Source organism: Methylobacterium sp. CM6257 (assembly GCF_054611515.1).
In genome coordinates, this window is sequence record NZ_CM137735.1 from 6,016,365 (window position 1) to 6,040,900 (window position 24,536).

General features: G+C 70.2%; 23 protein-coding genes. 10 read left to right on the forward strand and 13 right to left on the reverse strand.

Features of this window, described 5'->3' with window-relative positions; all coding sequences use genetic code 11:
* A complete protein-coding gene (gene deoA, locus ACYCO6_RS29285) occupies positions 1–1,299 on the forward strand; it encodes a thymidine phosphorylase (RefSeq protein WP_459765912.1) in 1,299 nt (432 codons plus the stop codon).
* Positions 1,300–1,320: 21 nt separating this feature from the next.
* Here deoA and ACYCO6_RS29290 read toward each other — a convergent pair whose 3' ends face one another.
* The 4 genes from ACYCO6_RS29290 to dnaK form a co-directional block, all read right to left on the reverse strand.
* Complete coding sequence (locus ACYCO6_RS29290; protein WP_459765914.1) at positions 1,321–1,641, reverse strand: hypothetical protein; 321 nt, start codon at positions 1,639–1,641, stop codon at positions 1,321–1,323.
* A gap of 109 nt (positions 1,642–1,750) precedes the next feature.
* Positions 1,751–2,389, reverse strand: a complete 639-nt coding sequence (locus ACYCO6_RS29295; protein ID WP_459765916.1) for a class I SAM-dependent methyltransferase — start codon at positions 2,387–2,389, stop codon at positions 1,751–1,753.
* 138 nt (positions 2,390–2,527) lie between these two features.
* Positions 2,528–3,664, reverse strand: a complete 1,137-nt coding sequence (dnaJ, locus tag ACYCO6_RS29300; RefSeq protein ID WP_459765918.1) for a molecular chaperone DnaJ — start codon at positions 3,662–3,664, stop codon at positions 2,528–2,530.
* Positions 3,665–3,985: 321 nt separating this feature from the next.
* On the reverse strand, positions 3,986–5,902 hold the full coding sequence (dnaK, locus tag ACYCO6_RS29305) for a molecular chaperone DnaK (RefSeq protein ID WP_459765920.1): 1,917 nt from the start codon (positions 5,900–5,902) through the stop codon (positions 3,986–3,988).
* A 391-nt stretch (positions 5,903–6,293) separates the two neighbouring features.
* Between dnaK and ACYCO6_RS29310 the strand changes: the two genes are divergently transcribed.
* The gene (locus ACYCO6_RS29310; protein WP_459765922.1) at positions 6,294–7,283 is read left to right on the forward strand and encodes a hypothetical protein; all 990 of its coding nucleotides are present in this window, start codon (positions 6,294–6,296) and stop codon (positions 7,281–7,283) included.
* Positions 7,284–7,298: 15 nt separating this feature from the next.
* Here ACYCO6_RS29310 and ACYCO6_RS29315 read toward each other — a convergent pair whose 3' ends face one another.
* Positions 7,299–7,919 (reverse strand): YqgE/AlgH family protein, encoded by a 621-nt coding sequence (locus ACYCO6_RS29315; protein ID WP_459765924.1) that lies wholly within the window; start codon positions 7,917–7,919, stop codon positions 7,299–7,301.
* Between the two features lie 168 nt (positions 7,920–8,087).
* Here ACYCO6_RS29315 and ACYCO6_RS29320 point away from each other — a divergent pair, with 168 nt between their 5' ends.
* Both ACYCO6_RS29320 and ACYCO6_RS29325 read left to right on the forward strand, forming a co-directional pair.
* Complete coding sequence (locus tag ACYCO6_RS29320; RefSeq protein WP_459765926.1) at positions 8,088–8,567, forward strand: redoxin family protein; 480 nt, start codon at positions 8,088–8,090, stop codon at positions 8,565–8,567.
* Between the two features lie 91 nt (positions 8,568–8,658).
* The gene (locus ACYCO6_RS29325; protein WP_459765928.1) at positions 8,659–9,300 is read left to right on the forward strand and encodes a DedA family protein; all 642 of its coding nucleotides are present in this window, start codon (positions 8,659–8,661) and stop codon (positions 9,298–9,300) included.
* Positions 9,301–9,304: 4 nt separating this feature from the next.
* Here ACYCO6_RS29325 and ACYCO6_RS29330 read toward each other — a convergent pair whose 3' ends face one another.
* The gene (locus ACYCO6_RS29330; RefSeq protein WP_459765930.1) at positions 9,305–10,054 is read right to left on the reverse strand and encodes a restriction endonuclease; all 750 of its coding nucleotides are present in this window, start codon (positions 10,052–10,054) and stop codon (positions 9,305–9,307) included.
* A gap of 96 nt (positions 10,055–10,150) precedes the next feature.
* A complete protein-coding gene (locus ACYCO6_RS29335; RefSeq protein WP_459765932.1) occupies positions 10,151–10,564 on the reverse strand; it encodes a Ros/MucR family transcriptional regulator in 414 nt (137 codons plus the stop codon).
* 407 nt (positions 10,565–10,971) lie between these two features.
* On the opposite strand from ACYCO6_RS29335, the gene ACYCO6_RS29340 reads away from it, so the two are divergent.
* A complete protein-coding gene (locus ACYCO6_RS29340) occupies positions 10,972–13,647 on the forward strand; it encodes a bifunctional acetate--CoA ligase family protein/GNAT family N-acetyltransferase (RefSeq protein ID WP_459765934.1) in 2,676 nt (891 codons plus the stop codon).
* Between the two features lie 81 nt (positions 13,648–13,728).
* Here ACYCO6_RS29340 and ACYCO6_RS29345 read toward each other — a convergent pair whose 3' ends face one another.
* The 5 genes from ACYCO6_RS29345 to ACYCO6_RS29365 form a co-directional block, all read right to left on the reverse strand.
* Positions 13,729–14,991, reverse strand: a complete 1,263-nt coding sequence (locus ACYCO6_RS29345) for an ABC transporter substrate-binding protein (protein WP_459765936.1) — start codon at positions 14,989–14,991, stop codon at positions 13,729–13,731.
* 17 nt (positions 14,992–15,008) lie between these two features.
* Positions 15,009–16,004 (reverse strand): ABC transporter ATP-binding protein, encoded by a 996-nt coding sequence (locus tag ACYCO6_RS29350; protein ID WP_459765938.1) that lies wholly within the window; start codon positions 16,002–16,004, stop codon positions 15,009–15,011.
* Positions 16,005–16,052: 48 nt separating this feature from the next.
* Entirely contained in the window at positions 16,053–17,480 is a 1,428-nt protein-coding gene (gene hydA / locus ACYCO6_RS29355) for a dihydropyrimidinase (protein WP_459765940.1), read from the reverse strand.
* Between the two features lie 114 nt (positions 17,481–17,594).
* On the reverse strand, positions 17,595–18,593 hold the full coding sequence (locus tag ACYCO6_RS29360) for a GlxA family transcriptional regulator (protein WP_459765943.1): 999 nt from the start codon (positions 18,591–18,593) through the stop codon (positions 17,595–17,597).
* On the reverse strand, positions 18,590–19,150 hold the full coding sequence (locus tag ACYCO6_RS29365; RefSeq protein WP_459765945.1) for an isochorismatase family protein: 561 nt from the start codon (positions 19,148–19,150) through the stop codon (positions 18,590–18,592). Before ACYCO6_RS29365 ends, ACYCO6_RS29360 begins: the two co-directional genes overlap by 4 nt.
* A 147-nt stretch (positions 19,151–19,297) precedes the next feature.
* Between ACYCO6_RS29365 and ACYCO6_RS29370 the strand changes: the two genes are divergently transcribed.
* The 5 genes from ACYCO6_RS29370 (at position 19,298) to ACYCO6_RS29390 (ending at position 23,701) form a co-directional block, all read left to right on the forward strand.
* Positions 19,298–20,011 (forward strand): SIR2 family NAD-dependent protein deacylase, encoded by a 714-nt coding sequence (locus ACYCO6_RS29370; protein WP_459765947.1) that lies wholly within the window; start codon positions 19,298–19,300, stop codon positions 20,009–20,011.
* A gap of 219 nt (positions 20,012–20,230) precedes the next feature.
* Positions 20,231–20,455, forward strand: a complete 225-nt coding sequence (locus ACYCO6_RS29375) for a hypothetical protein (RefSeq protein ID WP_459765949.1) — start codon at positions 20,231–20,233, stop codon at positions 20,453–20,455.
* A 524-nt stretch (positions 20,456–20,979) separates the two neighbouring features.
* Complete coding sequence (locus ACYCO6_RS29380) at positions 20,980–21,915, forward strand: ABC transporter permease (RefSeq protein WP_459765951.1); 936 nt, start codon at positions 20,980–20,982, stop codon at positions 21,913–21,915.
* Positions 21,916–22,806, forward strand: a complete 891-nt coding sequence (locus tag ACYCO6_RS29385) for an ABC transporter permease (RefSeq protein ID WP_459765954.1) — start codon at positions 21,916–21,918, stop codon at positions 22,804–22,806.
* Positions 22,807–23,023: 217 nt separating this feature from the next.
* Positions 23,024–23,701, forward strand: coding sequence for a 50S ribosomal protein L25/general stress protein Ctc (locus ACYCO6_RS29390; RefSeq protein ID WP_459765956.1), 678 nt, complete (start codon positions 23,024–23,026; stop codon positions 23,699–23,701).
* Positions 23,702–23,760: 59 nt separating this feature from the next.
* On the opposite strand, the gene pdxH is transcribed toward ACYCO6_RS29390, so the two are convergent.
* Complete coding sequence (gene pdxH, locus ACYCO6_RS29395) at positions 23,761–24,384, reverse strand: pyridoxamine 5'-phosphate oxidase (protein WP_459765958.1); 624 nt, start codon at positions 24,382–24,384, stop codon at positions 23,761–23,763.
* Positions 24,385–24,536 lie beyond the last annotated feature (152 nt).

Here is a 24,536-nt window from a genome sequence, read left to right on the forward strand (position 1 = left end):
GTGCGGCTGCCGCAGGAGACGATCCGGGCCAAGCGCGATGGCCTGCCCCTCGATCCGGAGGCGATCCGCGCCTTCATCGGCGGCCTCACGGACGGCACGGTGGGCGAGGGACAGGCGGCCGCCTTCGCCATGGCGGTGTTCTTCCGCGGTCTCTCGCTCCCGGAACGGGTCGCCCTGACCCGCGCGATGGCGGAATCGGGCCGCGTGCTGGCCTGGGACCTGCCGGGCCCCGTCCTCGACAAGCACTCCACGGGCGGCATCGGCGACGCGGTGAGCCTGCCGCTCGCCCCGATGGTCGCGGCCTGCGGCGGCTACGTGCCGATGATCTCCGGGCGCGGCCTCGGCCATACCGGCGGGACGCTGGACAAGCTCGGCAGCATCCCAGGCTACGATGTGACGCCCGGCCTCGACGTCTTCCGTAGGGTCGTTGGAGAGATCGGGTGCGCGATCATCGGCCAGACCGCCGATCTGGCCCCGGCCGACCGGCGCCTCTACGCGATCCGGGACGTGACCGGCACGGTGGAATCCCTCGACCTGATCACCGCCTCGATCCTGTCGAAGAAGCTCGCCGCCGGACTCGACGGGCTGGTGATGGACGTCAAGCAGGGCTCCGGCGCCTTCATGGAGAGCTTGGGCGAGGCGCGGGCGCTGGCCGAGAGCATCGTCACAGTGGCGGAGGGCGCGGGGCTGTGCACCGCCGCGCTGATCACCGACATGGACGCGCCGCTGGCCAGCGCGGCCGGCAACGCCGTCGAGGTCGCCTACGCGGTCGATTACCTCACGGGCACCCGGCGCGAGCCGCGCTTCCACGCCGTCACGCTGGCACTGGGGGCCGAAATGCTCGTCGCCGGCGGCTTGGCACCGGGTCGCGACAGCGCCACGCAAAGGCTGGAGGCGGCCCTCACCTCGGGGCGGGCGGCGGAGATCTTCGCCCGCATGGTCGCGGCGCTCGGCGGCCCGGGCGATCTTATTGATGCGCCGGCAAAGTATCTACCGGAGGCGCCGGTTCAGCGGCCGGTCCGCCAAATCGGGACGGTTGCGGGGATCGCGACGCGGTCAATCGGCTTAGCGGTAATCGGGCTCGGCGGTGGCCGCACCCGGCCGCAGGATGCCATCGACCCGCGGGTCGGTTTCACGGAGCTCGCCGGACCGGGGGAGTCCGGAGAGCTCCTCGGGATCGTTCACGCGGCCGACGAAGCCTCCGCGGATCGGGCAGAGGCCGCGCTGCGCGCCGCCTACCGGTTGGGCGAGGCGCCCGCCGAGAGGCCGGCTATCATCGAACGTATCGGGGCCGGATAGAACCCGGCCCCGCCGTTGGGCCTACCAGCGGCCATGGCCGTGATGGTGGCCCCATCCACCGTGGCGCGGGCCGAAGCCGTGATGCCGCCAGCCGTGATGGTGCCCGCGACCCCAGCCGTAATGGTGGCCGTGGCCCCAGCCCCGGTCATGGCGCGGCCCGAAGCCGTGATGGCCCCACCCGTGACGGTGGCCGTAGCCGTACTGGACAGCGACGATGTCGCCCGAGCCCTGGTGCACTCCGGCATCGACGCCCAGCGGCGCCGCCACGGCCGGGGCCGCGAAGACCAGGCCTCCGACGGTCAGGGCCGCGGCCAAGCGGTTGCGTGCGGTCTTGGTGAACATCGGCGTCCTCCTGTGCCACGCCAGACGCGCGATCGCGTCCGGCCGTCTCCCAGGTGTGGATCCCTTGAGTTGACGCAAACGTGACCTGTTCGCTCAGGCCGTGTTCAGGTCAGGGCCGGCGGTAAACCCAGACCCGCGCCGGCGGCAGGTTCAGCCAGACCCGGTTCGAGCGGTCGGCGGTGTAGCTACCGGCCTCGCACCGGGCTGGGATCGGGGGAACGACCGCGTAGGTGAACTGCACGAAGGGCGCACCCGGGCGCATCAGGTCGTGGGCGGTGTTGAGCAGATCGAGTCGCTGCTCCAGAGGCTTCGTGAAGAGCGGCAGGCTCGAGATCGTGGCGGAGGCGGGCTCCTTCAGCACGGCCTTCAGGCTCGCACGCATGTCGTAAGCGTCGCCGCGGATCACTGTCACGCCGGGGAAGCGGCGGGTCAGGAGGCGGCAGAAATCGGGATTGAACTCGACCAGGATCAGGCGCTCGGGGGCCACGCCCCGCCGGATCAGCGCCTCAGTCACCGGGCCGGTGCCGGGGCCGAGCTCGACCACCGGGCCTTCGAGGCGCGGGTCGACATAGGAGGCCATGGTCCGAGCCAGCATCTTGCCCGACGGCGTCACCGCGCCGGTGACGAGCGGCCGCTCGAGCCAGGAGCGCAGGAACCGCGCCTCATCCTCAAGTGGGTCGCGCCGCGGCCCGAAAATCGCGCTCCCGGTGTCAGGAGCCTTCGCGTTGGGACGGCGGAGCGGCGGCAAGTCCTGGGTTCCTTGATGCCGGTTGAGAACGAAAGGCTAGGGACGACGCTGTCTTACAGTCAAGCCGAGACGGCGCCTAGGGTGCGCGAGCCACGCCGGCCGCATGCATAACGGCCGTCAGGGGTTTCGGATCCGGCCTCACGGACGGACCGCGCCTCCGAAGAAATCCCGCACCTTGGAGAAGAATCCCGCGGATTCGGGATGATTCTCCGGCGAGGCCGAATGATCGAATTCCTGGAGCAGCTCACGCTGCCGCTTGGTCAGGTTCTGGGGCGTCTCGACGAAGACCTGGATGTAGAGATCGCCGACCTCGCGCGAACGGAGGACCGGCATGCCCTTGCCCTTGATCCGGAACTGCTTGGCCGTCTGCGTGCCGGCGGGGATCCGCACCTGCGTCTGCGAGCCGTCGATCACCGGCACGGTGATCTCACCCGACAGGGCGGCCGTGACCATCGAGATCGGCACGCGGCAGAACAGGTCTGCGCCGTCGCGCTGGAAGAATTCGTGCTGCTTGATCGACAGGAAGACGTAGAGGTCACCTGCCGGGCCGCCCCGGAGGCCGCTCTCGCCCTCGCCGGCGAGCCGGATCCGCAGGCCGTCATCGACCCCCGCCGGCACGTTGATCGAGAGCGTCCGCTCGCGGTTGACCCGCCCCGCGCCCTGGCATGCGGTGCAGGGATCGTCGACGATCTCGCCGCGGCCGTGGCAGTTCGGACAGGTCCGCTCGATGGCGAAGAAGCCCTGCGCCGCTCGGACCCGGCCGTAGCCTGCACAGGTGGAGCAGGTGCGAGGCTTCGAGCCGGGCTTGGCACCGGATCCGTCGCAGGCCTCGCAGGTGACGGAGGTCGGGATCCGGATGGTTTCGGCCTTGCCGGTGAAGGCCTCCTCCAGAGTGATCTCCAAATTGTAGCGCAGATCGGCGCCGCGCTCGCGGCCCGGGGCGCCGCCGCGCCCGCGACCGCCACCGCGTCCGTCACCGAAGAAATTGTCGAAGATGTCCGACATGAAGTCGCCGAACTCGTTGCCGAATCCGGGTCCGCCGCCGCCCTGGCTGAAGGCCGCGTGGCCGAACCGGTCGTAGGCCGAGCGCTTCTGGCCGTCGGAGAGGCACTGATAGGCCTCGTTGATCTCCTTGAACTTGATCTCGGCTTCCTTGTCGCCGGGATTGCGGTCGGGATGGTAGGTCATCGCGAGCTTGCGGAAGGCGACCTTCATCTCGCTTTCCGTGGCGGTCTTGGTGACCCCCAGGATCTCGTAATAGTCCCGCTTCGACATCCCACCCAGTCTCCGGACAATCCCAACCGCGCCCTCGTGCCGGGGCGCGGCGCAGTCGCCTCGAAGGAGGCGTCCAGAAGGCGCCGTGCCCCCTGGCCCCCTCCCGCGAGCCCCGCCAGGGCGGGCACCTCGGGATGAGGTCGGCGGCAGGGTATGCGGGCTGATGCACCTTCGCGATCTTCGCGATCTAGCACGGGCCGGCCGGCCCGAGACTCAGGTCGGGCACTATCCGGTCTCCTGCGGCGCCCGCGCAACAGCGCCTGTCAAGCGAAGGCGGGGCCGGATCGCTCCAGCCCCGCGCAGTCGCGTCGGACCCGCGCCTTAGGCGCGCTTTTTCTGGTCCTTCTCGTCGACCTCTTGGAAGTCCGCGTCGATGACGTCGTCCTTCTTTTCGGAGGCGGCCGCCTCGGCACCGGCGTCGGGGCCGGCCGCTTGGTTGGCGGCGTACATCGCCTCGCCGAGCTTCATCGAGGCCTGCATCAGGTCCGTGGTGCGGGCCTTGATGGTCTCGGCGTCGTCGCCCTCGAGCGCCGTCTTCAGCGCCGTGATCGCGGTCTCGATCGCACCCTTGTCGGCCGCCGGGACCTTGTCGCCGTACTCGGCCACCGACTTCTCGGTGGCGTGGATCAGGCTCTCGCCCTGGTTCTTCACCTCGACGAGCTCACGCCGCTTCTTGTCGGCCTCGGCATTCGCCTCGGCGTCCTTGACCATGCGCTCGATGTCGGCGTCCGAGAGGCCACCCGAAGCCTGGATGCGGATCTGGTGCTCCTTGTTGGTCGCCTTGTCCTTGGCCGTCACGTTGACGATGCCGTTGGCATCGATGTCGAAGGTCACCTCGATCTGCGGCATGCCGCGGGGCGCCGGCGGGATGCCGACGAGGTCGAACTGGCCAAGCAGCTTGTTGTCGGCCGCCATCTCGCGCTCGCCCTGGAAGACCCGGATCGTGACGGCGTTCTGATTGTCTTCCGCCGTCGAGAAGGTCTGGGACTTCTTGGTCGGGATCGTGGTGTTGCGGTCGATGAGCCGGGTGAACACGCCGCCCAGCGTCTCGATGCCGAGCGACAGCGGGGTCACGTCGAGGAGCAGCACGTCCTTGACGTCGCCCTGGAGCACGCCCGCCTGCACGGCGGCGCCGATGGCCACGACCTCATCCGGGTTGACGCCCTTGTGGGGCTCCTTGCCGAAGAAGGACTTCACCACTTCCTGGATCTTGGGCATGCGGGTCATGCCGCCGACGAGCACCACCTCGTCGACCTCGTTGGCCGACACGCCGGCATCCTTGAGCGCCTTGCGGCAGGGCTCGATCGTGCGCTGCACCAGATCGTCGACGAGCGACTCGTACTTCGCGCGGCTGAGCTTCAGCGCGAGGTGCTTCGGGCCGGTGTTGTCGGCGGTGATGTAGGGCAGGTTGATCTCGGTCTGGGTGGCCGAGGACAGCTCGATCTTCGCCTTCTCGGCGGCCTCCTTGAGGCGCTGGAGGGCGAGCTTGTCCTTGGTCAGGTCGATACCCTGTTCCTTCTTGAACTCGGCCGTCAGGTACTCGACGATACGGTTGTCGAAGTCCTCGCCGCCCAGGAAGGTGTCGCCGTTCGTCGACTTCACCTCGAACACGCCGTCGCCGATCTCAAGGATCGACACGTCGAAAGTGCCGCCGCCGAGGTCGTAGACCGCGATCGTGCCGGTCTTTTTCTTGTCGAGGCCGTAGGCGAGCGCCGCCGCGGTGGGCTCGTTGATGATGCGCAGCACCTCGAGGCCCGCAATCTTGCCGGCATCCTTGGTGGCCTGACGCTGCGCGTCGTTGAAGTAGGCCGGGACCGTGATGACCGCCTGCGTGACCGGCTGGCCGAGATGGGCCTCCGCGGTCTCCTTCATCTTCTGCAGCGTGAAGGCGGAGATCTGCGAGGGCGAATACTTCTTGCCGTCCGCCTCGACCCATGCGTCGCCGTTGTCGCCGCGGACGATCTTGTAGGGCACGAGGCCCTTGTCCTTCTGGGTCATCGGGTCGTCGTAGGTGCGACCGATGAGCCGCTTGATGGCGAAGAACGTGCGCTCGGGGTTCGTGACCGCCTGGCGCTTGGCCGGCTGGCCGACGAGCCGCTCGCCGTCATCCGTGAAGGCGACGATGGACGGCGTGGTGCGCGCGCCTTCTGAATTCTCGATAACCTTGGGCTGCGTGCCTTCCATCACGGCCACGCAGGAATTGGTGGTGCCCAGGTCGATGCCGATAACTTTACCCATGGTGGGATCCCTCTTCTGTCGCGTTCAAGCAGACCGCCGAGCCCCGAAGCAGCTCGGCCCATGGCGGTGTCGGGAGTGATGTGAGTATGGGACCCGGGCCGGATCAAGGGCCGTGAACGGCTGAAATCCAGCGCGCAATCCCGCGTCGAGGGCGATATAAGAAGCCCGCGGCGGGCTCGCAAGGCGAAGCCTGCGCGTCCGGACGGGCGGTCCGCTTTCGTTCTATCCTCTTCTGTTTCCGGCAGGATCTCGCTTTGGGCCGCCAGCCGCCCGCAAGGCGTGCCTGCATTTTGTTGCTTCGCCGCCACGACCGCGCCATCGACGGTGTGTTAACGTTTCGACAAGGGGTTGCGCGTGGCCCCGCCACTTCGTGTCCCCGTCGTAGAGTCCGATGCGCCCGACCCGCAGCCTCCTGCTCCCCGTCCTGGCGGTCGCCGTCGCGGCTCCCGCGATGCTCGCCGCGCCCCCGGCGCGCGCCCAGAACTTCTTCGAGCGTCTCTTCGGCATCAAGCCCGAGCGGCCACCGGTGCCGCCCCGCGGCGTACCCGAGGCTCCGCCTCCGGCCGCGCCGGGCGAGCCGGGTGGTGCCGGTCAGCCGGCGGCCCCCGAGGCGCCGCGGCCCGCACCCGCCCCGGCCCGCCCGGTGGTGCTGAAGACGCCCTCCGAGGACAGCGTGCTCGGACAGGACCTCCAGCTCAACGGGCTTTCCGGATCCCTCAAGCTGGAGCGCTCCGGGACCGCCGTCACGGCGCGGATCAAGCTGCCGGGAACCAAGATCTCGCAGCCGGCAGAGTCCTGCACGGTGCCGCTCGCGGGGGGCAATCCCGTCACGCTGAGTTCCGAGGGCAAGCCCGAGGGCGTGCCGCGCTTCGAGGCGGCCGGCGCCGAGTGCCCGCTGCGCTTCGATGTGGTCGAAGGCGGGGTCCTGGTCTCGACGCTGGGTTCGGGGCCGGCCTGCAATTTCTCGGCTGCCGATTGCGCCACGACCCCCGTGGGCCTCTGGGGACCGGCCGCCGCCACCCTGATCCCGCGGGCCGGCGAGTTCGATGCGGCCCGGGGCGTGGCCGACAAGGCCGTGCGCGACAATTACAAGCTCATGACCCAGCGCGCCCGGCGCGAGGACGTGCGGCCGATCGTGAGCGAACAGGCGGCCTTCTCGGCGGACCGGGAGCAGCTCTGCCGCACCTACGCGCGCGAGGGCGTGCACGGCTTCTGCCACCTGCGGGTCACGGAGAACCGGGCCCTGGCGCTGGCCACCCGGCTCGGCGCGAACACGGCCGTTCCCACCGCGGCAGCCGCCCCCCGCAGACCCCGGCCGAAGCCAGCCGTCGAGGGCATGAACCCGGATGCGGTCGGCGGCGGCGAGGCGCTGCCCGAATAAGGAAGCGCCCGGGCCTCAGGCGCGCCCAGCGGTCATCGACAGCATGGCGGGGTCGATGCCGTTGGCGCGCAGGGCCAAATCGTACTTGGCGTCGAGATCGGCGTTGAAGATCAGGGCCGGGTCGGCCGGGCAGTTGAGCCAGCCATTGGCCATGATCTCGCTCTCGAGCTGCCCTGCCTGCCAGCCGGCATAGCCCAGCGCGAGCACGGCGCTCGCCGGCCCCTCGCCGCTGGCGATGGCGCGCAGGATCTCCACGGTGGCAGTCAGGCAGATGCCGTCGTCGATGATCAGCGTCGATTGCTGGATGTGGAAGTCGTCGCTGTGGAGCACGAAGCCGCGCCGTCCTTCCACGGGGCCGCCCATCAAGACCGGCATGTGGCCGACCCGCTCGCGCAGGCGGATCGCGTCCGCCTCGGGCGCCACGTCGAGCTGGACGAGGAGGTCCGGCATGCTGATGTCGGTCGCCGCCTTGTTGACGATGATGCCCATCGCGCCGTCGGCGGAATGTGCGCAGACGTAGATCACCGAGCGGGCGAAGCGCTCGTCGGTCATCCCGGGCATCGCCACGAGGAACTGCCCGTCGAGGAAATTCGGGCCGGAGAGCGCGGAACGCGCAGATGTCGCTGGGTTCTGCATGTCCCCATGCTACGCCGCCCCCTCGGCTTGTCCAGCGGACAAAGCGCGCTGGCCGGTGCTGCGTCCCCGCGAGAGGACGCGACTTCCTCGACAGGCCCGACTCGCCACGCTAGGTCAGGCGCGCTGCTCACGCGCGCGATCCCGGCGCGCGGCTAAGAGGGACCCGCGATGATCCAGGTCGGCGACCATCTGCCCCAGGCCACCTTCCGGACGATCGGCCCCGAGGGACCGATCGCCCGCACCACCGACGACGTGTTCAAGGGCCGGCGCGTGGTGCTGATCGGCGTGCCTGGCGCCTTCACGCCGAGCTGCCACCGCAACCACCTGCCGGGCTTCGTCGCCCACAAGGACGAGATCCTCGCCCGAGGCATCGACGCGATCGCGGTGACCAGCGTCAACGACGTGTTCGTCATGGACGCGTGGTCGAAGGCGAGCGGCGCCGAGGGCCTCGAATTCCTGGCCGACGGCAATGCTGATTTCGCCAAGGCCATCGGCCTGGAGATGGACGGCACCGGGTTCGGCCTCGGCACCCGCTCGAAGCGCTACTCGATGCTGATCGAGGACGGCGTTGTCCGGATTCTGAACGTGGAGGAGACTCCCTCGAAGGCCGAGGCCTCGGGGGCTGAGGCGCTGCTGAAGGTTCTCTGAGCCGCTCCTTGCCGCGGGGCGGCCCTCTAAAGGCCACGTTCCCTCCGCTTCTGTCCGGGCGCTTCGCCCGGAAACCGGCCCCGAGGATTGCATGGCCTTCCTGAACGACCTGCCCATCGCCGAGCTGATCGCGAACTACGGATACATCGCGATCTTCGTGATCATCACCCTCGAGAGCGCCGGCGTGCCCTGCCCTGGGGAGACGGCGCTGATCTCCTCGGCCGTCTATGCCGGCAGCACCGGCAACCTGGATATCGGCCTCGTGATCGCCGCGGCCGCGGGTGCCGCCATCCTGGGCGACAATGTCGGATACTGGGCCGGGCGGCGCTGGGGCATGCCGCTGCTCCTGCGTTACGGCCACGTCATCGCGCTCGATCACGGCCGGCTCAAGCTCGGCCAGTACCTGTTCCGCCAACACGGCGGGAAGATCGTGTTCTTCGGACGCTTCACCGCGATGCTGCGCGCCTATGCAGCCGTGCTCGCCGGGGTGAACCGCCTGGATGCCCGCCGGTTCTTCGCCTTCAATGCCCTGGGCGGGGTCATATGGGCGGGCAGCATGGGCATCGGCTCGTATTATTGCGGGCGCTCCATCGAGCACATCGTGGGTCCCGTCGGCCTGACGCTGCTGGCACTGGTGGTGTTCGGCGGGCTGGCCCTGTGGCTGTTCGTGCGCCGCCACGAGGCCCGGCTGCTCATCGAGGCGGAGAGCGCCATCCCCGGCCCACTCGCCTGAACCGTCACGCCTGCGCGAGATCGATCGCGTCGAGGGCGTCGTGATGCAGCAGGAGCACGCCGGTTGCCGCCGCGAGCCGGCGCGCGGCCGGCGTGAAGCCGGCATTCGAGACCACCGCGGCGCGGTCGCCCGCCCAGTACCGTAGGGCCGCGGCGGCTTCCTGGACCGCGGCATTGCCGACGGGCTTCGTCAGCCGCTTGCATTGAACCACGAGGCGCAGGCCGTCCCGCACCGCGACGATGTCGGCGCCCTGGTCGCCGCTCGCGGGGGTCCTGTGCGCCCGCCAGCCCGCCCGGGCGAGCCGGTCGGCGCAGAAGCGCTCGTAATCGAGCCCGTCCTCCGGCGCGTCCTCCTCCTCCGGCAGCGCGACCGCCGCCGCCTCGGCCTCGACGATCGCCAGCATCCGCTCCCGTTCCGAGAGGGTGAGATCGGCGTAGCGCGGGCCGATCTGCGGCAGGACAGTGCGGTCGAGGAAGTACTCCCGCTCGCGTAGCCACCCGTCCTCGATCCAGTTGCCGTAGGCGTCGCAGAAGCTCTCCTGACGCCGCCGCAGCGCCAGCGTCTCACCGTGCGCCCGGGCGATGCGGCGCACCCGCGCCCGGAATCGGCGCGGGCGCCCGAGATGGTGCATCAGCACCAATCCCAGGGCGGCCCCCGTGGCCGCGAGGGCGGGCGGTCCGTACCAGAGCCCGAAAGGACAGCCGATCACGGCCGTCCAGAACAGGCGGGCAACGGGACTGGGCTTGCCGGGCATCGGGTCTCGGGGGCAAGGACGAGACCCAAATCCTCGCAAGCGCGGCTTGCCCGATGCCTAACCGCGACCGGAAAGCTGTGGACGCGGGCGGCGCCCTCAGCCCTTCCGGCGCTGGTGGCCGAGGCCCATGCTCTTGGCCAGACTGGACCGGGCGGCGGCGTAGTTCGGTGCGACCATGGGGTAGTCGGGCGAGAGACCCCACTTCTGCCGGTACTCGTCAGGCGTCATGTTGTAGTGCGTCCGCAAGTGCCGCTTGAGCGACTTGAACTTCTTTCCGTCCTCCAGGCACACGATGAAGTCGGGTTGGACCGAGCGCCGGACCGGAACGGCGGGCCGCAAGTCCTCCGCCGGCGCGGCCTGGGGCTGCGTGAGCCCGTGCAGGGTGGCGTGGACCGCAGCGATGAGCCCAGGCAGTTCCGGCGCGGGCACCGGATTGTTGCTCACGAAGGCCGAAACGATGTCGACCGACAGCGTGAGATAGTCCGGTTGCCCTTCGACCGTGGCATCCATCCCTCAACCTCCTCTCGATCCCGCGCCGCCGCCATCGCAGGCTGGACGGCCGGAATCTGTCTCTGATCGGCCCGATACAGGGCCGTTAATGCGCAGTTACTATGGTGATGTGAATTTTATGGCAAGTCCAATCTACATACGCCCACAAACGCCGTTTTGATGAGGATAAATGTCGCCGGATATTAGACAAATGGGGCATGCTCAGCCCTTCGGCGCGGGACCGCACCTTCGTCGCGGGAGCCGGACAAACTGGGTGTTGCGCGCGGGGCGGAGCGCGCCATCTGGTAGGGGCGGCGCGCCCGGGCGGCCCGCCCGATCTTGACGTGAGCGAGGGGCACTCCATGCGCGCCGGCACGAACGGCCTCCGGGACACGAGCCCGTGACGGCGGCACCGTGAGCGCCCGGTCGTGAGCACCTACCGCTTCGACAAGCTGCTGGCCCCCCGCTCGATCGCCCTGGTCGGGGCGGTGGCACACGAGGGCTCCCTCGGCCGCAATGTGCTGGACAGCCTGCGCCGGGCGGGCTTTCCCGGCGCGATCCTGCCGGTCCAGCCCGATCAGGAGACCGTCGACGGCCTGCCCTGCGTACCCCGGATCGCGGACCTGCCCACCCCGCCGGACCTCGTCCTGATCGCCGTGCCGCCGCCGAGCGTCCCCGATGTGGTCGCGCAGGCCGCCGCGATCGGCGCGGGGGCGGCGGTGATCCTCACCGCTCGGCTCGGCCTCGGGCCGGACGATCCCGGGCCGACCGCGCACCGCATCGCCCGGGCGCATGGCCTGCGCCTGCTCGGTCCTGACAGCGCCGGGCTTGCGGTGCCGGGAGCCAAGCTCAACGCCAGCCTGTTCGCCCATGCTCCGTCGGCGGGCGACCTCGCCCTGGTCTCGCAATCCGGGACGGTGGCCGCCGCGATCGTCGAGTGGGCGGCGCGGCACGAGACCGGCTTCTCGGCGGTTCTCTCCCTCGGCAGCGTCCTTGATATCGGCGTGGCCGATTGCCTGGACTATTACGCCGCCGACTATCGCACCCGCGCGATCCTGCTCTGTCTCGACCGGGTCGCGGATGCCCGCCGCTTCATGTCGGCCGCCCGCGCCGCCGCCCGCGCAAAGCCCGTCGTGGTCCTGCGGGCCGGCCGGCACCGGCCCGACACGCGCGCCGCCGTGACCCATACCGGCGCCCTCGCCCGCCCGGATGCCGTCTACGCCGCGGCATTCCGGCGGGCCGGGCTCCTGGCGGTTCAGGACCTCGACGAGATGTTCTCGGCGGTCGAGACTCTCGGGCGCCAGCGCCCCTTCCCGGGCGACCGGCTCGCGATCCTGTCGAACGGCCGCGGCATCGGGCTGCTCGCCGCAGACCGGCTGATCGAGCAATCGGGAATCCTGGCCGGGACCGCCGAAGCGGAGGGACGCCCGGCGGGCAACCCCCTCGACCTCGGCATCGACGCGGCGGGCCCGGACTTCTCGGCCGCCCTGGCGCCGCTGCTCGCGGATCGGACGAGCGATGCCGTGCTGGCGATCCACGTGCCCACGGCCCGCTCGGAGGCCGGCGCGGTCGCCGACGCGATCGCCGACACGGTCAAGCGGGCCCGCGCCGGCCAGACGCGCAAGAAGCCGGTCTTCGCGGTCTCGCTGGGGGACGCCGAGGCGGCACGGGAAGCCTTCGCGCGGGCCGGGATCCCGCATTTCACCACGGATTCCGAGGCGATCGAGGGCTTCCTTCACCTCGTCCGCTATCGGGAGGCGCAGGACGACCTCATGCGCACGCCGGATTCGCTGCCGCGGGACTTCTCCCCCGACACGGCGCGCGCCCGCTCCATCATCGCCGGCGCCCTGCGCCAGGGATCCGCGTGGCTCGATCCTGTGGCTGTGAACGGCCTCTTGGAGGCCTACGGCATCCCGACCGTGCCGATCACCCTGGCGCCCGACCGGGATGCCGCGGCGGCCGCCGCCTGGCCGATCATCGCGGCGGGGGGCGCGGTGGCGCTCAAGGTGGTCTCGCCCGACGTGGTGCACAAATCCGATATCGGCGGCGTCCATCTCGATCTCACCAGCGAGGCCGATGTCCGCGACGCCGCGAGCCGCATCCTGGCCCGGGCGCGGCGCGAGCGGCCGGATGCCCGGGTGACCGGCTTCGCGGTCCAGCCGATGATCCGCCGGGGCCAGCGCCGCGAGCTGATCGCAGGCCTCGCCGAGGATGCGGTGTTCGGGCCCGTGGTGGTGTTCGGCCGGGGCGGCACTGCCGTCGAGGTGATCGACGATCGCGCGCTCGGCCTGCCGCCGCTGGACCTGATCCTCGCCCACGACCTTATCGGCCGCACCCGGGTCGCGCGGCGCCTCGAAGCCTATCGCGACGTGCCCGCGGCCGACCAGGCGGCGATCGCGCTGACGCTGGTCAAACTGTCCCAGCTCGCCGCCGACCTGCCGCAGGTGCGCGAACTCGACATCAATCCCCTGCTCGCCGACGAAACCGGCGTCCTGGCCCTCGACGCCAAAGTACGGATCGGACGTGCCGAGAAGGGCCTGCACGGCCGCGGCCATCCGCGCTTCGCCATCCGGCCCTATCCGGCGGAATGGGTCCGGACGCTGAACCTGAAGAACCGCACAATCCGCGTGCGCCCGGTCCGGCCGGAGGACGAGAGCCTGTTCCTGACCTTCTTCAAGGGCCTCGATCCGGAGGATCTGCGGCTGCGCTTCTTCGGGCCAGTGCGCGAGTTCAGCCACGCCTTCCTGGCGCGCCTGACGCAGCTCGACTACGCCCGAGCCATCGCGTTCGTGGCAACGGAAGTCGATCCGCGAGGCGGCGAGCGCATGCTCGGCGCGGTGCGGCTGCACGCCGATGCCAACCACGAGAGCGGCGAGTACGCCATCGCGGTGGGGCGCGACGTCCGAGGGACAGGGCTGGCTTTCGCCCTGATGCGCTTGATGATCGACTGGGCGCGCTCCGAGGGGATCGGCCGCGTCGAGGGCACAGTGCTGGCCGAAAACCGGCCCATGCTGGCCGTCTGCCGGCGTCTCGGCTTCGCGCAGGGGCGCGACCCGGACGATCCGGGCCTGGTGAAGGTGCGGCTCGATCTGGCCGTGCCCTGACGCGTGTGGCGCGGAGGAAGCCCAACCCGCGGGGCGGGATCTTCCGGATCCGTCAGGCGCCGACGAGGCCCGGCACGCCGCTCACGCGGCGATGAACTCGTTCCACTTGCGCACCATGTAGGTGTTCTCGTCCATCACGGCATTCCAGCAGGCGACCGAGCCCATGCGCTGGTCGAAGGAGCCGCCGTCGCGGGTGGTGCCGGCCTTCTCGATGAGTGTGCCGTCGGGGCCGAGGATGTCCTTCTCGGCGGGCTTGCCCTCCATCCAGAAGGCCCATTCGTAAGGCTGCATGTTCTCCTTGGCGGTCTCCAGCACCGCCGAGTAGTAGCCCTGCCGGTTGAGGTAGGCCCCGGCCCAGCCGGACAGGAACCAGTTGATGAACTCGTAGGCGGCGTCGAGCTTCTTGCCGCTCAGGGTCTTCGGGATGCCGAAGCCTGAGGCCCAGGCCCGGTAGCCCTCCTTGAGCGGCTGGTAGGTGCAGGGCACCCCCTGCGCGCGCACCTTGGTCACGGCCGGCGACCACATCGACTGGATCACCGTCTCGCCCGAGGCCATCAGGTTCACGGATTCGTTGAAGTCCTGCCAGAAGGCGCGGAACTGGCCGGCGCGCTTGGCCTCGATCAGCACCTTGATGGTGCGGTCGATCTCAGGACTCGTCATGTTGCCCTTGTCGCCGTAGGTGTAGTCGCCGGTCGCCTCCACCACCATGGCGGCGTCCATGATGCCGATCGACGGGATGTTGAGGATCGAGGCGCGGCCCTTGAAGGCCGGATTCAGTAGCTCCTTCCAGCTCGTCACCGGAACCTCGATCAGGTCCGGCCGGATGCCCAGCGTATCGGCGTTGTAGACGGTGGGGATCAGCGAGATCCACTCGGTCTTTTTGCCGGCAAATTTCTTGGAGTCCGAGCCCTCCAAGTAGAAGACCTTCCGAGGCGCCGTGCCCTGGTCGCCGATCGTCCGGCCCGCCACCTCGCCCTTGGTGAAGACCGACGAGATCTTGTCGGCGAGCTTGATCCGCCTGGCGTCCATACCCTGCAGGTTGCCGGAGGGCAGGATCTTCTTGAGGCTGAAATACTCGGTGTCGATCAGGTCGAAGGAGTTCGGCTGGGTGACGGCGCGCTTCGTCACCTCGTCGGTGACCACCGGGATGTACTCGATGGTCAGGCCGAGATCCTCCTTCACCTTCCGGGCGATGTCGGCGGACTGGTTCACCGCGGTGCCGAGGTAGCGCAGCGTCACGGGCTCGGCGGCGTGCACCGCCGGGAAGCCGGTCACCGGCGTCGCGGCGAGCGCGGCCGCCCCCTTCAGGAGCGTGCGCCGGCTCGGCTTCTGGGGCAGGTCCATGGTCGTCTCCGGGGCTGTCAGGCGTCGAGGCGGTGGGCGGCGGCCGCGTCCCAGCCGACCGGGATCGTGTCGCCGGGGCGGAGCGGGCGGGCCGCGAACGCCGCGTCGCTGAGGATCGCCGTGAGGGCGGCGGGGCTCTCGGGGGTGCGCTCCAGCCCCTCGGCGTCGAGGCCGACATGGACGCTGGTGCCCTGGTACTCGACCGCTACGACCCGGGCCGGCAGCGCGGCGGGGCCGGCCTCGGCGCCGAGCCGCATCCGGTCCGCCCGCACGGCCACGAGGCCCTCGGGCAGCCGGATGACGTTGTGGCCGCCGATGAACCGGGCCACGAAGGCGGTGGCGGGCCGCGCGAACACGGTCCGCGGGTCGGCGGCCTGCTCGATCCGGCCGGCATTCATCACCACCACGAGGTCGGAGAGGGCCATCGCCTCCTCCTGGCTGTGGGTGACGTGGATGAAGGTGAGCCCCAGCTCGGTCTGGATCCGCTTCAGCTCCACCCGCATCCGCACTCGCAGGAACGGGTCGAGGGCCGAGAGCGGCTCGTCCAGCAGCAGCACCTTCGGGCCGGTGACGAGGGCGCGGGCGAGCGCCACGCGCTGCTGCTGGCCGCCCGAGAGCTGGGCCGGCAGACGGCCGGCGAGGTGGCCCATCTGGACGAGGTCGAGCATCGCCATGGCCTTCGCCCGGCGCTCCGCCTTCCCGATCCTGCGCATCCTGAGGCTGAAGGCGACGTTGTCGCGCGCGTCGAGATGCGGGAACAGGGCGTAGCTCTGGAACATCATCGCCGTGCCGCGCGCGGCCGGTGCCGCGTCGCCCACCGCCTTCGGGCCGATCACCACCTCGCCCGCGCTGGCGCCCTCGTGGCCGCCGATCATCCGGAGCGTCGTGGTCTTGCCGCAGCCCGAGGGGCCGAGCAGGCAGCAATACGCGCCGGACGGCACCTTCAGGTCGATGGCGTCGACAGCGGTCGCCATGCCGTAACGCTTGGTCAGGCCGATCAGCTCGACATTCATGCGAGGCTCCCCTGCCGCGGTGATGCAAGGGGCGGGCCAGCGCGGCCGTCAGGCGTCCCGCCGCTCCGCCGGATCCACCGCCCGGTCGAGCACCCGCCCGCGGCCCGGCTCGGACAGGACTCTGCCGTCCTCGGCGATCACCTGCCCGCCCGCGATGGTCACCACCGGCCAGCCGGTGACCGCAAACCCTTCCCAGGGCGTGTAGTCGGACCCGTGGTGGAGGTTCTCCTGGCGGATCGTCTCGCGCCGGTTCGGGTCCCAGAGGGTGAGGTCGGCGTCGAAACCCGGGGCGATCGAGCCTTTGCGCGGGTAGAGCCCGTAGAGCTTGGCGTGGTTCGTGGCGGTGAGCGCGGCGAACTGGTTGAGGCTGATCCGCCCCTTCGACACGCCCTCGGAGAAGAAGACCGGCAGCCGGGTCTCGATGCCCGGAATGCCGTTCGGGATCCAGCGGAAGGAAGTCTTCCCCCGCGGGTTCAGCTTGCCCTGCGGGTCGTCGTAGCGGAATGGCGAATGATCGGAGGAGACCACGTCGAAGATCCCGCGGCGGATCCCCGACCAGACCGCCTCCTGACTCCTTTCGTCCCGGGGTGGCGGCGAGCAGACGTACTTCGCCCCCGCCATCGGGTCGTCGAGCCCGAGCCCCTTCATGTGCTCGGCCGTGAGAGTGAGATATTGCGGGCAGGTCTCGGCGCGGATCTTCAGGCCGCGTCCTTGAGCCCAGGCGATCTGCTCGGTGGCCTCCCGGCCCGAGACGTGGACGATCACGATGGGCAGGTCGATCAGCTCGGCGTGGCTGATCGCCCGGTGGGCCGCCTCCCGCTCCACGATCTCGGGTCGGGACAGGGCGTGGCCGTAGGGTTTGGTCTCGCCCGCCCGCTCCAGCCGGTCGCTGAGATAGCGGATCGCGTCGTAGCCCTCGGCGTGGACCATCACCCGGGCGCCCTGCCGCCGGGCGACGTGGAACACGTCGAGGAGCTGGCGGTCGTTCAGCACCAGGTCGTCGTAGGTCATGAAGACCTTGAACGAGGTGTAGCCGTCGGCCACCAGAGCCGGCAGTTCCTGGCCAAGCACGGCCTCGCTCGGGTCCGAGATGATCATGTGGATCGCCACATCCACATGGCACTGGCCCTCGGCCTTGGCCCGATAGGCGTCGACCGCTTTGCGCAGCGAGGCGCCCCGGGGCTGGACCGCGAAGGGCATCACGCAGGTGTTGCCGCCCGCCGCCGCGGCCCGGGTCGCGCTGGCGAAATCGTCGGCCATGACGATGCCGGGGCCCGGATCCTGGGCGATGTGGACGTGGCTGTCGATGCCCCCCGGCAGGACCAGCAGCCCGGAGGCGTCGATCACCCGGGCGGCGTCGGCGATCCTCTCGGCCACCGCGACGATGCGGCCGCCGCGCACGCCGACATCCGCCCGCACCGTGTCGCTCGCCGTGACCACCGTGCCGCCGCGGATCGCCAGGTCGAATTCGGGCATGCCGTTCACTCCTCCGCGCCGACGGGCGCGCTTCGGGACGGGCCGATGCATCGTCCGCGCCGATTCGGTCGGACGTGCCGGCCGGGAAAGGAGGTCACAGCCGGCAGCGGGAATCTAGCGAGCCGTTGCGGCGCGCAGACGGGAGGGGGCTGCCGGGTGGAAGAGCCGCCACACGCGCCGCATGTGCCGGGCGGATCCGAAGCCGGCCCGCTCCGCGACATGTTCGAGACTCAGGTCGGTCTGCGCGATCAGGTCCCCGGCCAAGGCGACCCGGGCCCGGTTGACGGCATCCGTCACGGTCATCCCGGCATGGCTCCGGAACAGCCGGGCGAGATTGCGCGGGCTCGCGCCCACGAGCCTGCCGAGGGAGGCGGGGGACCAGTCCCGGGTCGGATCGGCGGCGATGGCGTCCTGCGCCCGGTGCACCACCGGGTGGAGATGGCTGCGGCCTTCGAGCCAGGGGGAGAGTTGGGGATCGTCGGGACCCCGCCGCATGTAAACGACCAGCGTCCGCGCCACCGCGACGGCCGCCGCCGGCCCCGCCCACTCCGCCACGAGATGCAGCATCAGGTCGACGCCGGCGGTCACGCCGGCGCTGCTGAACCGGTCCCGATCGTGCACGAAGAGCCGGTTCTCCCGAACCATCGCCCGGGGCGCCAGAGCGGCGAGGCGGGCGCAGCTCCCGTGGTGGGTGGTGCAGGCGTAGCCGTCGAGCAATCCGGCGCGCGCGGCCAGCAGCGCGCCCTCGCAGACCGTCACCACGGTGTGGCCCGGCTGGATCGCGCCGCGCAGCCAGTCGACGATCCGCGCCTCGGCGGCCGCGTCCTCGGCCCGGTCCGCCCCGGATCCGAGCACGCGCGTCGCGGAGCCGGGGAGGAGCACGATGGTGCCCGGCTCGATCCTCGACGGGAGCGGCCCCGCCCCGCTCAGGTCGAGGCCGATCGAGCAGCGGGTGCGTTCCTCCGGGGCGGCGTAGCTGAGCGCGAAGGTGACCCGGTCCTGGACGGCGCCCGCGATCCGCAGGACCTCCACCGGGCCGGCGAGGTCCAGAAGGAGCGTGCGCGGCGGCAGGACCACCAGAACCGGAATGCGCTGCGTCGCTGCCCCGGTCATGCGGCCACCGGCAGCCCCGGACCGGCCAGAGCCTCCGATACCGTGGCGACGCGGGCGAAGCGGCCGGTGAGCACAAGCTCGGTGCGGGCCTTGATGTCGTCCGCGCTGAAGCGGCGTCCGTCCGGGTGGATCATGTCGAAGGTCAGGGTGGCTTCGGTGACGAAGTCCACGCTCCAGCCGCAATCGGAGGCATGGCGGGTCGTGGTCTCGCAGCACTGCTCGGTCCGGATGCCGGACACGATCAGGCGGCGGATGCCGTGCTGCGTCAGCCAGCCCGCGAGCCCGCTATCCACCAAGGCGCTGTGCCGGCGCTTGTGGAAGATCGCGGCCGGGGCGATCACCACCGGCTCGAGGGTGCGGACATGACCCGAGGCGAGGGCGAACGGACCCGTCTCGGCCACGTGGAACACCTGCAGGACCGGGATGCCGCGCTGCCCGGCGCCGTCGATGAGCGCCTGCAGGCGTTCGGTGAAGGGCGGGACATCCGCGTCGCTCCAGAAGGGCCTGTGACGGAAGGATTCCTGGACATCGATGACTAGCAGCGCAACATCGGACATTTCGCGTCTCCCGAGGACTGGATGCCGGGGCAGCATCCGCTCTCGGAGCAGAGGGCGAAAGAAGCTGCACCGCCAAGGAGCGGACATTTCCGGCCACCCGCGTGCGCCTTGCCGCGACGGCCGGATCGGGCGAAGGGGAGCACGCGCGTGACGGCAGATCTCAGATCGATCTTCGTGCTGACCGGGGCCGGAGTCTCGGCCGAGAGCGGGCTCGGCACCTTCCGCGATCGGGGCGGCCTCTGGGCGCGGTTCGACCCGATGAGGCTCGCCACCCCGGAAGCCTACGCGGCCGATCCCGACACGGTGCTCGACTTCTACGACCATCGCCGCCGGGGCGTGATCGCGGCCGAGCCCAACGCCGCGCACGCCGCCCTGGCGCAGGCCGAGGCGCGGCTCGCCGACCGCGGCGGCCGGCTGTTCCTGTGCACGCAGAACGTCGACGATCTGCACGAGCGGGCGGGCTCGCGGACCGTCATCCATATGCACGGCGAGGTGCTCAAGGCCCGCTGCACCGCCTGCGGGACGGTCACACCCTGGCGCGCGGACCTGACCCGGTCGGAATCCTGCCCGGCCTGCGGCACGCCGGGCCGGATGCGACCGGACGTCGTGTGGTTCGGCGAGATGCCCATGCATCTGGACGCGATCGATGCGGCGCTGGCGAGCGCCGACCTGTTCGTGGCGGCGGGCACCTCAGGGGCGGTCTATCCGGCAGCGGGCTATGTGCGGGCGGCGCGCGCCCGCGGCATCCCGACGTGCGAAATCAACCTGGAGGCGTCGGACAACGCCGACGCGTTCGACGATGCCCGCTACGGGTCCGCGAGTTCCGCGCTGCCGCGCTACCTCGCGGATCTCGGGCTGTAACGCCCCGGGACGATCGCAAACGCCTGCGGGGGCTCGCATTTTCGATTCGCGCTCGGCTTCCTCGCGCCAGGACCGAAGTCTCAAATGACGCGAATCACATCCGCGCGAACTGTCAAGAACTGTTCGGACAGTTGCCCACCGGTTACAACGGCCAAGCTCGGGCTCGGCGTCGCGGCCCTCCCGAGCGTTCGTTGAAGCCACAAGGGGAAGCAACTACCCATGCAGCACTTCACCGTAACCGACCGCGAGCGCGACACCGTCTTGGCGGCCCTGCGCTACTACCAGTTCTATCGGATGCAGGGGCACCCCTTCGACCCGCGCCAGGACCATCTGATCGATACGATCGCCGGCCAGACCGGCGAGGCCCTGGACCTCGCGGAGATCGACGATCTCTGCGCCGGCCTGAACGGCCACCGTCACGCGCTGGCGGCCAAGGCGGCCTGAGGCTGCATCCCGGAGCGGCACGCGCCGCTCCGACGGTCCCGCGGGTCTGCGGGATGAGATCGGGAGCGTTGCCTCCGAGATGAGCGGTTCCGCCGCCGGAGCGCGATCGATCCCCCGACTGGGCCGAACGAATGAGGCTCGGCCCAGTCGGCACCGTCTTGGCGATGACGTGCCTCTCACGAGGACAGTCGGATGCGGCACGGACTCCCCTCCCCGCGCGGATGTCCCCGCGGAATGACGGTGTGCGCTCGACCGGCAGCCGGGGCCCGACATTGCCCCACCCACCCTACCCGACGATCCGATGCGCGGCCCTGAGCGCGACGTTTCTGCCGCCGAGCGGCAGGCTTGGCGCAAGTTGTGCACGCACGCCCTGGCGAGCAGGCCGCTCGCGGTGGCCGACGCCTGACAGCGCGCGGTCCGGCATGCGGCCGCAGCGGTGGGGCGATCGCCCCCGCGTCGGCATGGGCCGGGACGATGTCCCGCTCTAGGGGGAGTGAAGTCGTGACGCGGTCGAGGGCCTTCCGGTGACCGACCTTGCCCTTCCGGCCCTGGAGGCCACGGGAGCGGCCCCTGCGTCGGCCGCGACGTCGCCCCGACGCCGGCGCGCCCTGACCTATCTCCAGGCGGCCCCGCTCATCCTCGTGTTCCTGGTCTTCCTGGTGATCCCGCTGGTGCTCACCGGCATCGTCTCCCTGTGGGAGTACAATGAATATGAGATCATTCCGGCGCTGACGCTGCAGAACTACGCGGACGTGTTCGACGGCTGCCTGTCGGCCGACCTCTGCACCACGGTCCGCACCTATCTCTCGACGCTGAAATTCGTCGCCCTGACGCTCGCGATCACCCTGCCGCTCGGCTTCGCGATCGCCTATTTCCTGGCCTTCCATGTCCGCTCGGGCACGGTGCGGATGAGCCTGTTCCTGCTCTGCACGATCCCGTTCTGGACCTCGAACGTGATCCGCATGGTCTCGTGGATCCCGCTGCTCGGCCGCAACGGGCTCGTCAACGACACGCTCCGGAGCCTCGGGCTGATCCGGGAGCCGATCGAGGGCCTGCTCTATTCGGACTTCTCGGTGGTGCTGGCCTTCGTGCACCTCGACACGGTCTTCATGATCGTGCCGATCTTCAACAGTTTCGCGCGCATCGACCGGCAGCTGATCGAGGCGGCACGGGATTGCGGCGCCTCGGGGGCGCAGATCCTCTGGAACGTGGTGCTGCCGCTGGCCAAGCCCGGCATCGCCATCGGCTCGATCTTCGTGGTCACGCTGGTGATGGGCGACTTCGTCACCGTCGGCGTCATGGGCGGGCAGCAGATCGCCAGCGTCGGCAAGGTGATCCAGGTGCAGATGGCCTACCTGCAGTTCCCGGCCGCGGCCGCCAACGCGATGGTCCTGCTCGCCGTCGTGCTGATGATGATCCTGGGGCTCACCCGGATGATCGACCTGCGCCGGGAGCTCTAGATGGACCGTCCCCGCGGCCTCGCCTTCTATCTGCTGGCTTGCGTCTTCGCACTCTACGTCCTGCTCCTCTACGGGCCGACCCTGACGATCCTCGCCTTGAGCTTCCAGGGTCCGTCCGGCGGCCTGACCTTCCCGATGAACGGAGTCTCGACGCACTGGTTCGCCAAGCTCTGGGCGGGGGTCGGGGTCGTCGACATCTGGGCGGCGCTCCGCCGCTCCCTGGTGCTCGGGCTCGTGGTGATGGCGCTCACCGTGACCCTCGCCTTCTATGCCGGCCTCGCCTTCCGGAAGGGTTTCCGGGGAGCCGGCCTCGTCTTCGCGCTGGCGGTGTCGAGCCTGATCGTGCCCTCCATCGTGATCTCGCTCGGGATCGGGCTGGAATTCCGGCTCCTCGACGATGGGATCAAGACGCTCGCCGCCGCCACCGGCTGGGGCTTGCTGCAGGACCACGGGACCCTGATGGGTCTCTTCACCTCAGCGCTCGGGGCGCACCTCACCTGGACCCTACCCTTCGGCCTGCTGATCATGTTCGCGGTGTTCAACCGCTTCGACCCGGTCTACGAGGAGGCCGCCCGCGACCTGGGCGCCTCCGGCGCGCAGACGCTCCGGCACGTGGTGGCGCCGATCCTCGCCCCGGCGCTGGTCGGCGTCGCCCTGTTCGGCTTCACGCTGTCGTTCGACGAGCTCGCCCGCACCAGTCAGGCGATCGGCGGCCGCAACACCCTGCCGCTGGAGCTGCAGGGCCTGACCACCACGGTGACGACGCCCGAGATCTACGCGCTGGGCACGGTAACCACGGCCGTCTCGGCGCTGGTGATCGGGTCGGCGCTCAGCCTCGCCCTGTGTCTGCAGAGGCGCCGGGCGCGGCGGGCGGTGGCGGGGTTGGGATAGGCCCCCCGCGCCCGCCGGACCCGGCTCCGGGGCTCACGGCCGCACGGGCGCCGCATGACCATGGCGCGATCCGCGAATTGCCAATCCGGCTCCATCCGTGTAAGCGCACCGCGCGCCCCCGAGACACCCTTGGAGGCAGGGGCGCGCCGGGAAGTCTCGGCCGTCCGTCACGGGCGGCCTTTTCGTTTTCCGGCTCCAGCAATCGAAGGATCACGCCATGAGCGCTGTGAAGACGCTTGAGGCCGTGGCACGCGACCGGGTCGGCAAGGGGGCCGCCCGGGCCGTTCGTCGCCAGGGCCAGATTCCCGCCGTCATCTACGGGGGCGGTCAGCCGCCGCAATCCATCGCGGTCGACCTCATCCGCACCCGCACCCTGATCTACGCCGGCGGCTTCAAGACCACGCTGTTCGAGATCAACGCCGACGGCAAGAAGATCCGCGCGATCCCGCGCGACTTCCAGCTCGACCCGGTGACCGGCGTGCCGCTGCACGTCGACTTCCTGCGCGTCGTCTCGGGCCAGACCGTCACCGTCGAGGTGCCGGTGCACTTCGTCAACGAGGACGCGGCTCCCGGCATCAAGAAGCTCGGCGGCACCCTCAACATCGTGGCCCACACGCTGAGCCTTGAGGTCGCCCCGGATCAGATCCCGGACGCGATCGAGGTCGACCTGACCGGCCGCGCGATCGGCGACGTGATCCACGTCTCCGACATCAAGATCCCGGCCGGCAGCTACACCGGCGAGGCGACCGACCCGGTGGCCAACATCGTGCCGCCGACCGTGCTGGGCGCTGAGGTGGAGGCCGAGGAGGCCGCCATCGCCGAGGCGCAGTCGACCGAGGCGGCCGGGGAGAAGGCCGAAGCCGAGAGCGAGAAGAAGGAGGGCGGGGAGGCCTGAGCCTCGTCGCATCCCGCGCCTTGTCGAGAGCCCCGGTCCCCGCCGGGGCTCTCTTCGTTTCAGGGATAGAGCCGCGATCGGCTCCAGCCCGCGCCGTCCCGGGTGAAGCGGACGCGGTCGTGCAGGCGGAAATCGCCGTTCTGCCAGAACTCGATGCTCACCGGGGCGATGCGGAAGCCGGTCCAGTGCTCGGGCCGGGGGATCGGGCCGTCGCCGTAGCGCCGGTCGAGTTCGGCCACCGCATTCATGAGGGTCGCGCGGTCGGCGAGCGGGCGGGATTGCTGACTGGCGATGGCACCGAGGCGGCTCTCGCGTCGCCGGCTCGCGAAATAGGCGTCCGCCTCCTCGGCCGTCACCGGCGAGACCGGGCCTCGGGCGCGCACCTGCCGGCGCAGACTCTTCCAGTACAGCACCAGGGCGGCCTGCGGGTTCTGCGCCAGCTCCTCGCCCTTGGCGGATTGGGCATTGGTGTAGAACACGAAGCCGCGAGCGTCGAAGCCCTTCAGAAGCACCACCCGCACGTCCGGTAACCCGTCGCTCCCCGCCGTGGCGAGCGCCATGGCATTCGGATCCTCGGGCTCGGCGGCCTCCGCCTCCTTCATCCAGGCGGCGAACAGAGCGACCGGGTCGTCGCTCAGGGTGAAGTCCGCGCTCTTCGGGTCATCGGTCCTTAACTGATCCACGCCAAGACTCCTGCCTGCCGCGTCAAGGGCCTGAGGGGGCACCGACATCGGCATGTTCGGTCGAGCGGAAAGCCCGTCGTGAGTCAGGTGTAATGCGGCGACGCGCCTGTAAAGAGCCAAGCCGGAGGTTGCGCATCGCTGCGTCGATGTCG

Coding starts and splice junctions, on each gene's coding strand:
- ACYCO6_RS29390 (WP_459765956.1), top strand. CDS start 23,024: ATGAGCGCTGTGAAGACGCTTGAGGCCGTGGCACGCGACCGGGTCGGC.
- ACYCO6_RS29335 (WP_459765932.1), bottom strand. CDS start 10,564: ATGGATGCCACGGTCGAAGGGCAACCGGACTATCTCACGCTGTCGGTC.
- ACYCO6_RS29350 (WP_459765938.1), bottom strand. CDS start 16,004: ATGAATGTCGAGCTGATCGGCCTGACCAAGCGTTACGGCATGGCGACC.
- ACYCO6_RS29320 (WP_459765926.1), top strand. CDS start 8,088: ATGATCCAGGTCGGCGACCATCTGCCCCAGGCCACCTTCCGGACGATC.
- hydA (WP_459765940.1), bottom strand. CDS start 17,480: ATGCCCGAATTCGACCTGGCGATCCGCGGCGGCACGGTGGTCACGGCG.
- ACYCO6_RS29365 (WP_459765945.1), bottom strand. CDS start 19,150: ATGTCCGATGTTGCGCTGCTAGTCATCGATGTCCAGGAATCCTTCCGT.
- ACYCO6_RS29360 (WP_459765943.1), bottom strand. CDS start 18,593: ATGACCGGGGCAGCGACGCAGCGCATTCCGGTTCTGGTGGTCCTGCCG.
- dnaJ (WP_459765918.1), bottom strand. CDS start 3,664: ATGTCGAAGCGGGACTATTACGAGATCCTGGGGGTCACCAAGACCGCC.
- ACYCO6_RS29315 (WP_459765924.1), bottom strand. CDS start 7,919: ATGCAGAACCCAGCGACATCTGCGCGTTCCGCGCTCTCCGGCCCGAAT.
- dnaK (WP_459765920.1), bottom strand. CDS start 5,902: ATGGGTAAAGTTATCGGCATCGACCTGGGCACCACCAATTCCTGCGTG.
- ACYCO6_RS29325 (WP_459765928.1), top strand. CDS start 8,659: ATGGCCTTCCTGAACGACCTGCCCATCGCCGAGCTGATCGCGAACTAC.
- ACYCO6_RS29290 (WP_459765914.1), bottom strand. CDS start 1,641: ATGTTCACCAAGACCGCACGCAACCGCTTGGCCGCGGCCCTGACCGTC.
- ACYCO6_RS29330 (WP_459765930.1), bottom strand. CDS start 10,054: ATGCCCGGCAAGCCCAGTCCCGTTGCCCGCCTGTTCTGGACGGCCGTG.
- ACYCO6_RS29375 (WP_459765949.1), top strand. CDS start 20,231: ATGCAGCACTTCACCGTAACCGACCGCGAGCGCGACACCGTCTTGGCG.
- ACYCO6_RS29385 (WP_459765954.1), top strand. CDS start 21,916: ATGGACCGTCCCCGCGGCCTCGCCTTCTATCTGCTGGCTTGCGTCTTC.
- ACYCO6_RS29310 (WP_459765922.1), top strand. CDS start 6,294: ATGCGCCCGACCCGCAGCCTCCTGCTCCCCGTCCTGGCGGTCGCCGTC.
- ACYCO6_RS29345 (WP_459765936.1), bottom strand. CDS start 14,991: ATGGACCTGCCCCAGAAGCCGAGCCGGCGCACGCTCCTGAAGGGGGCG.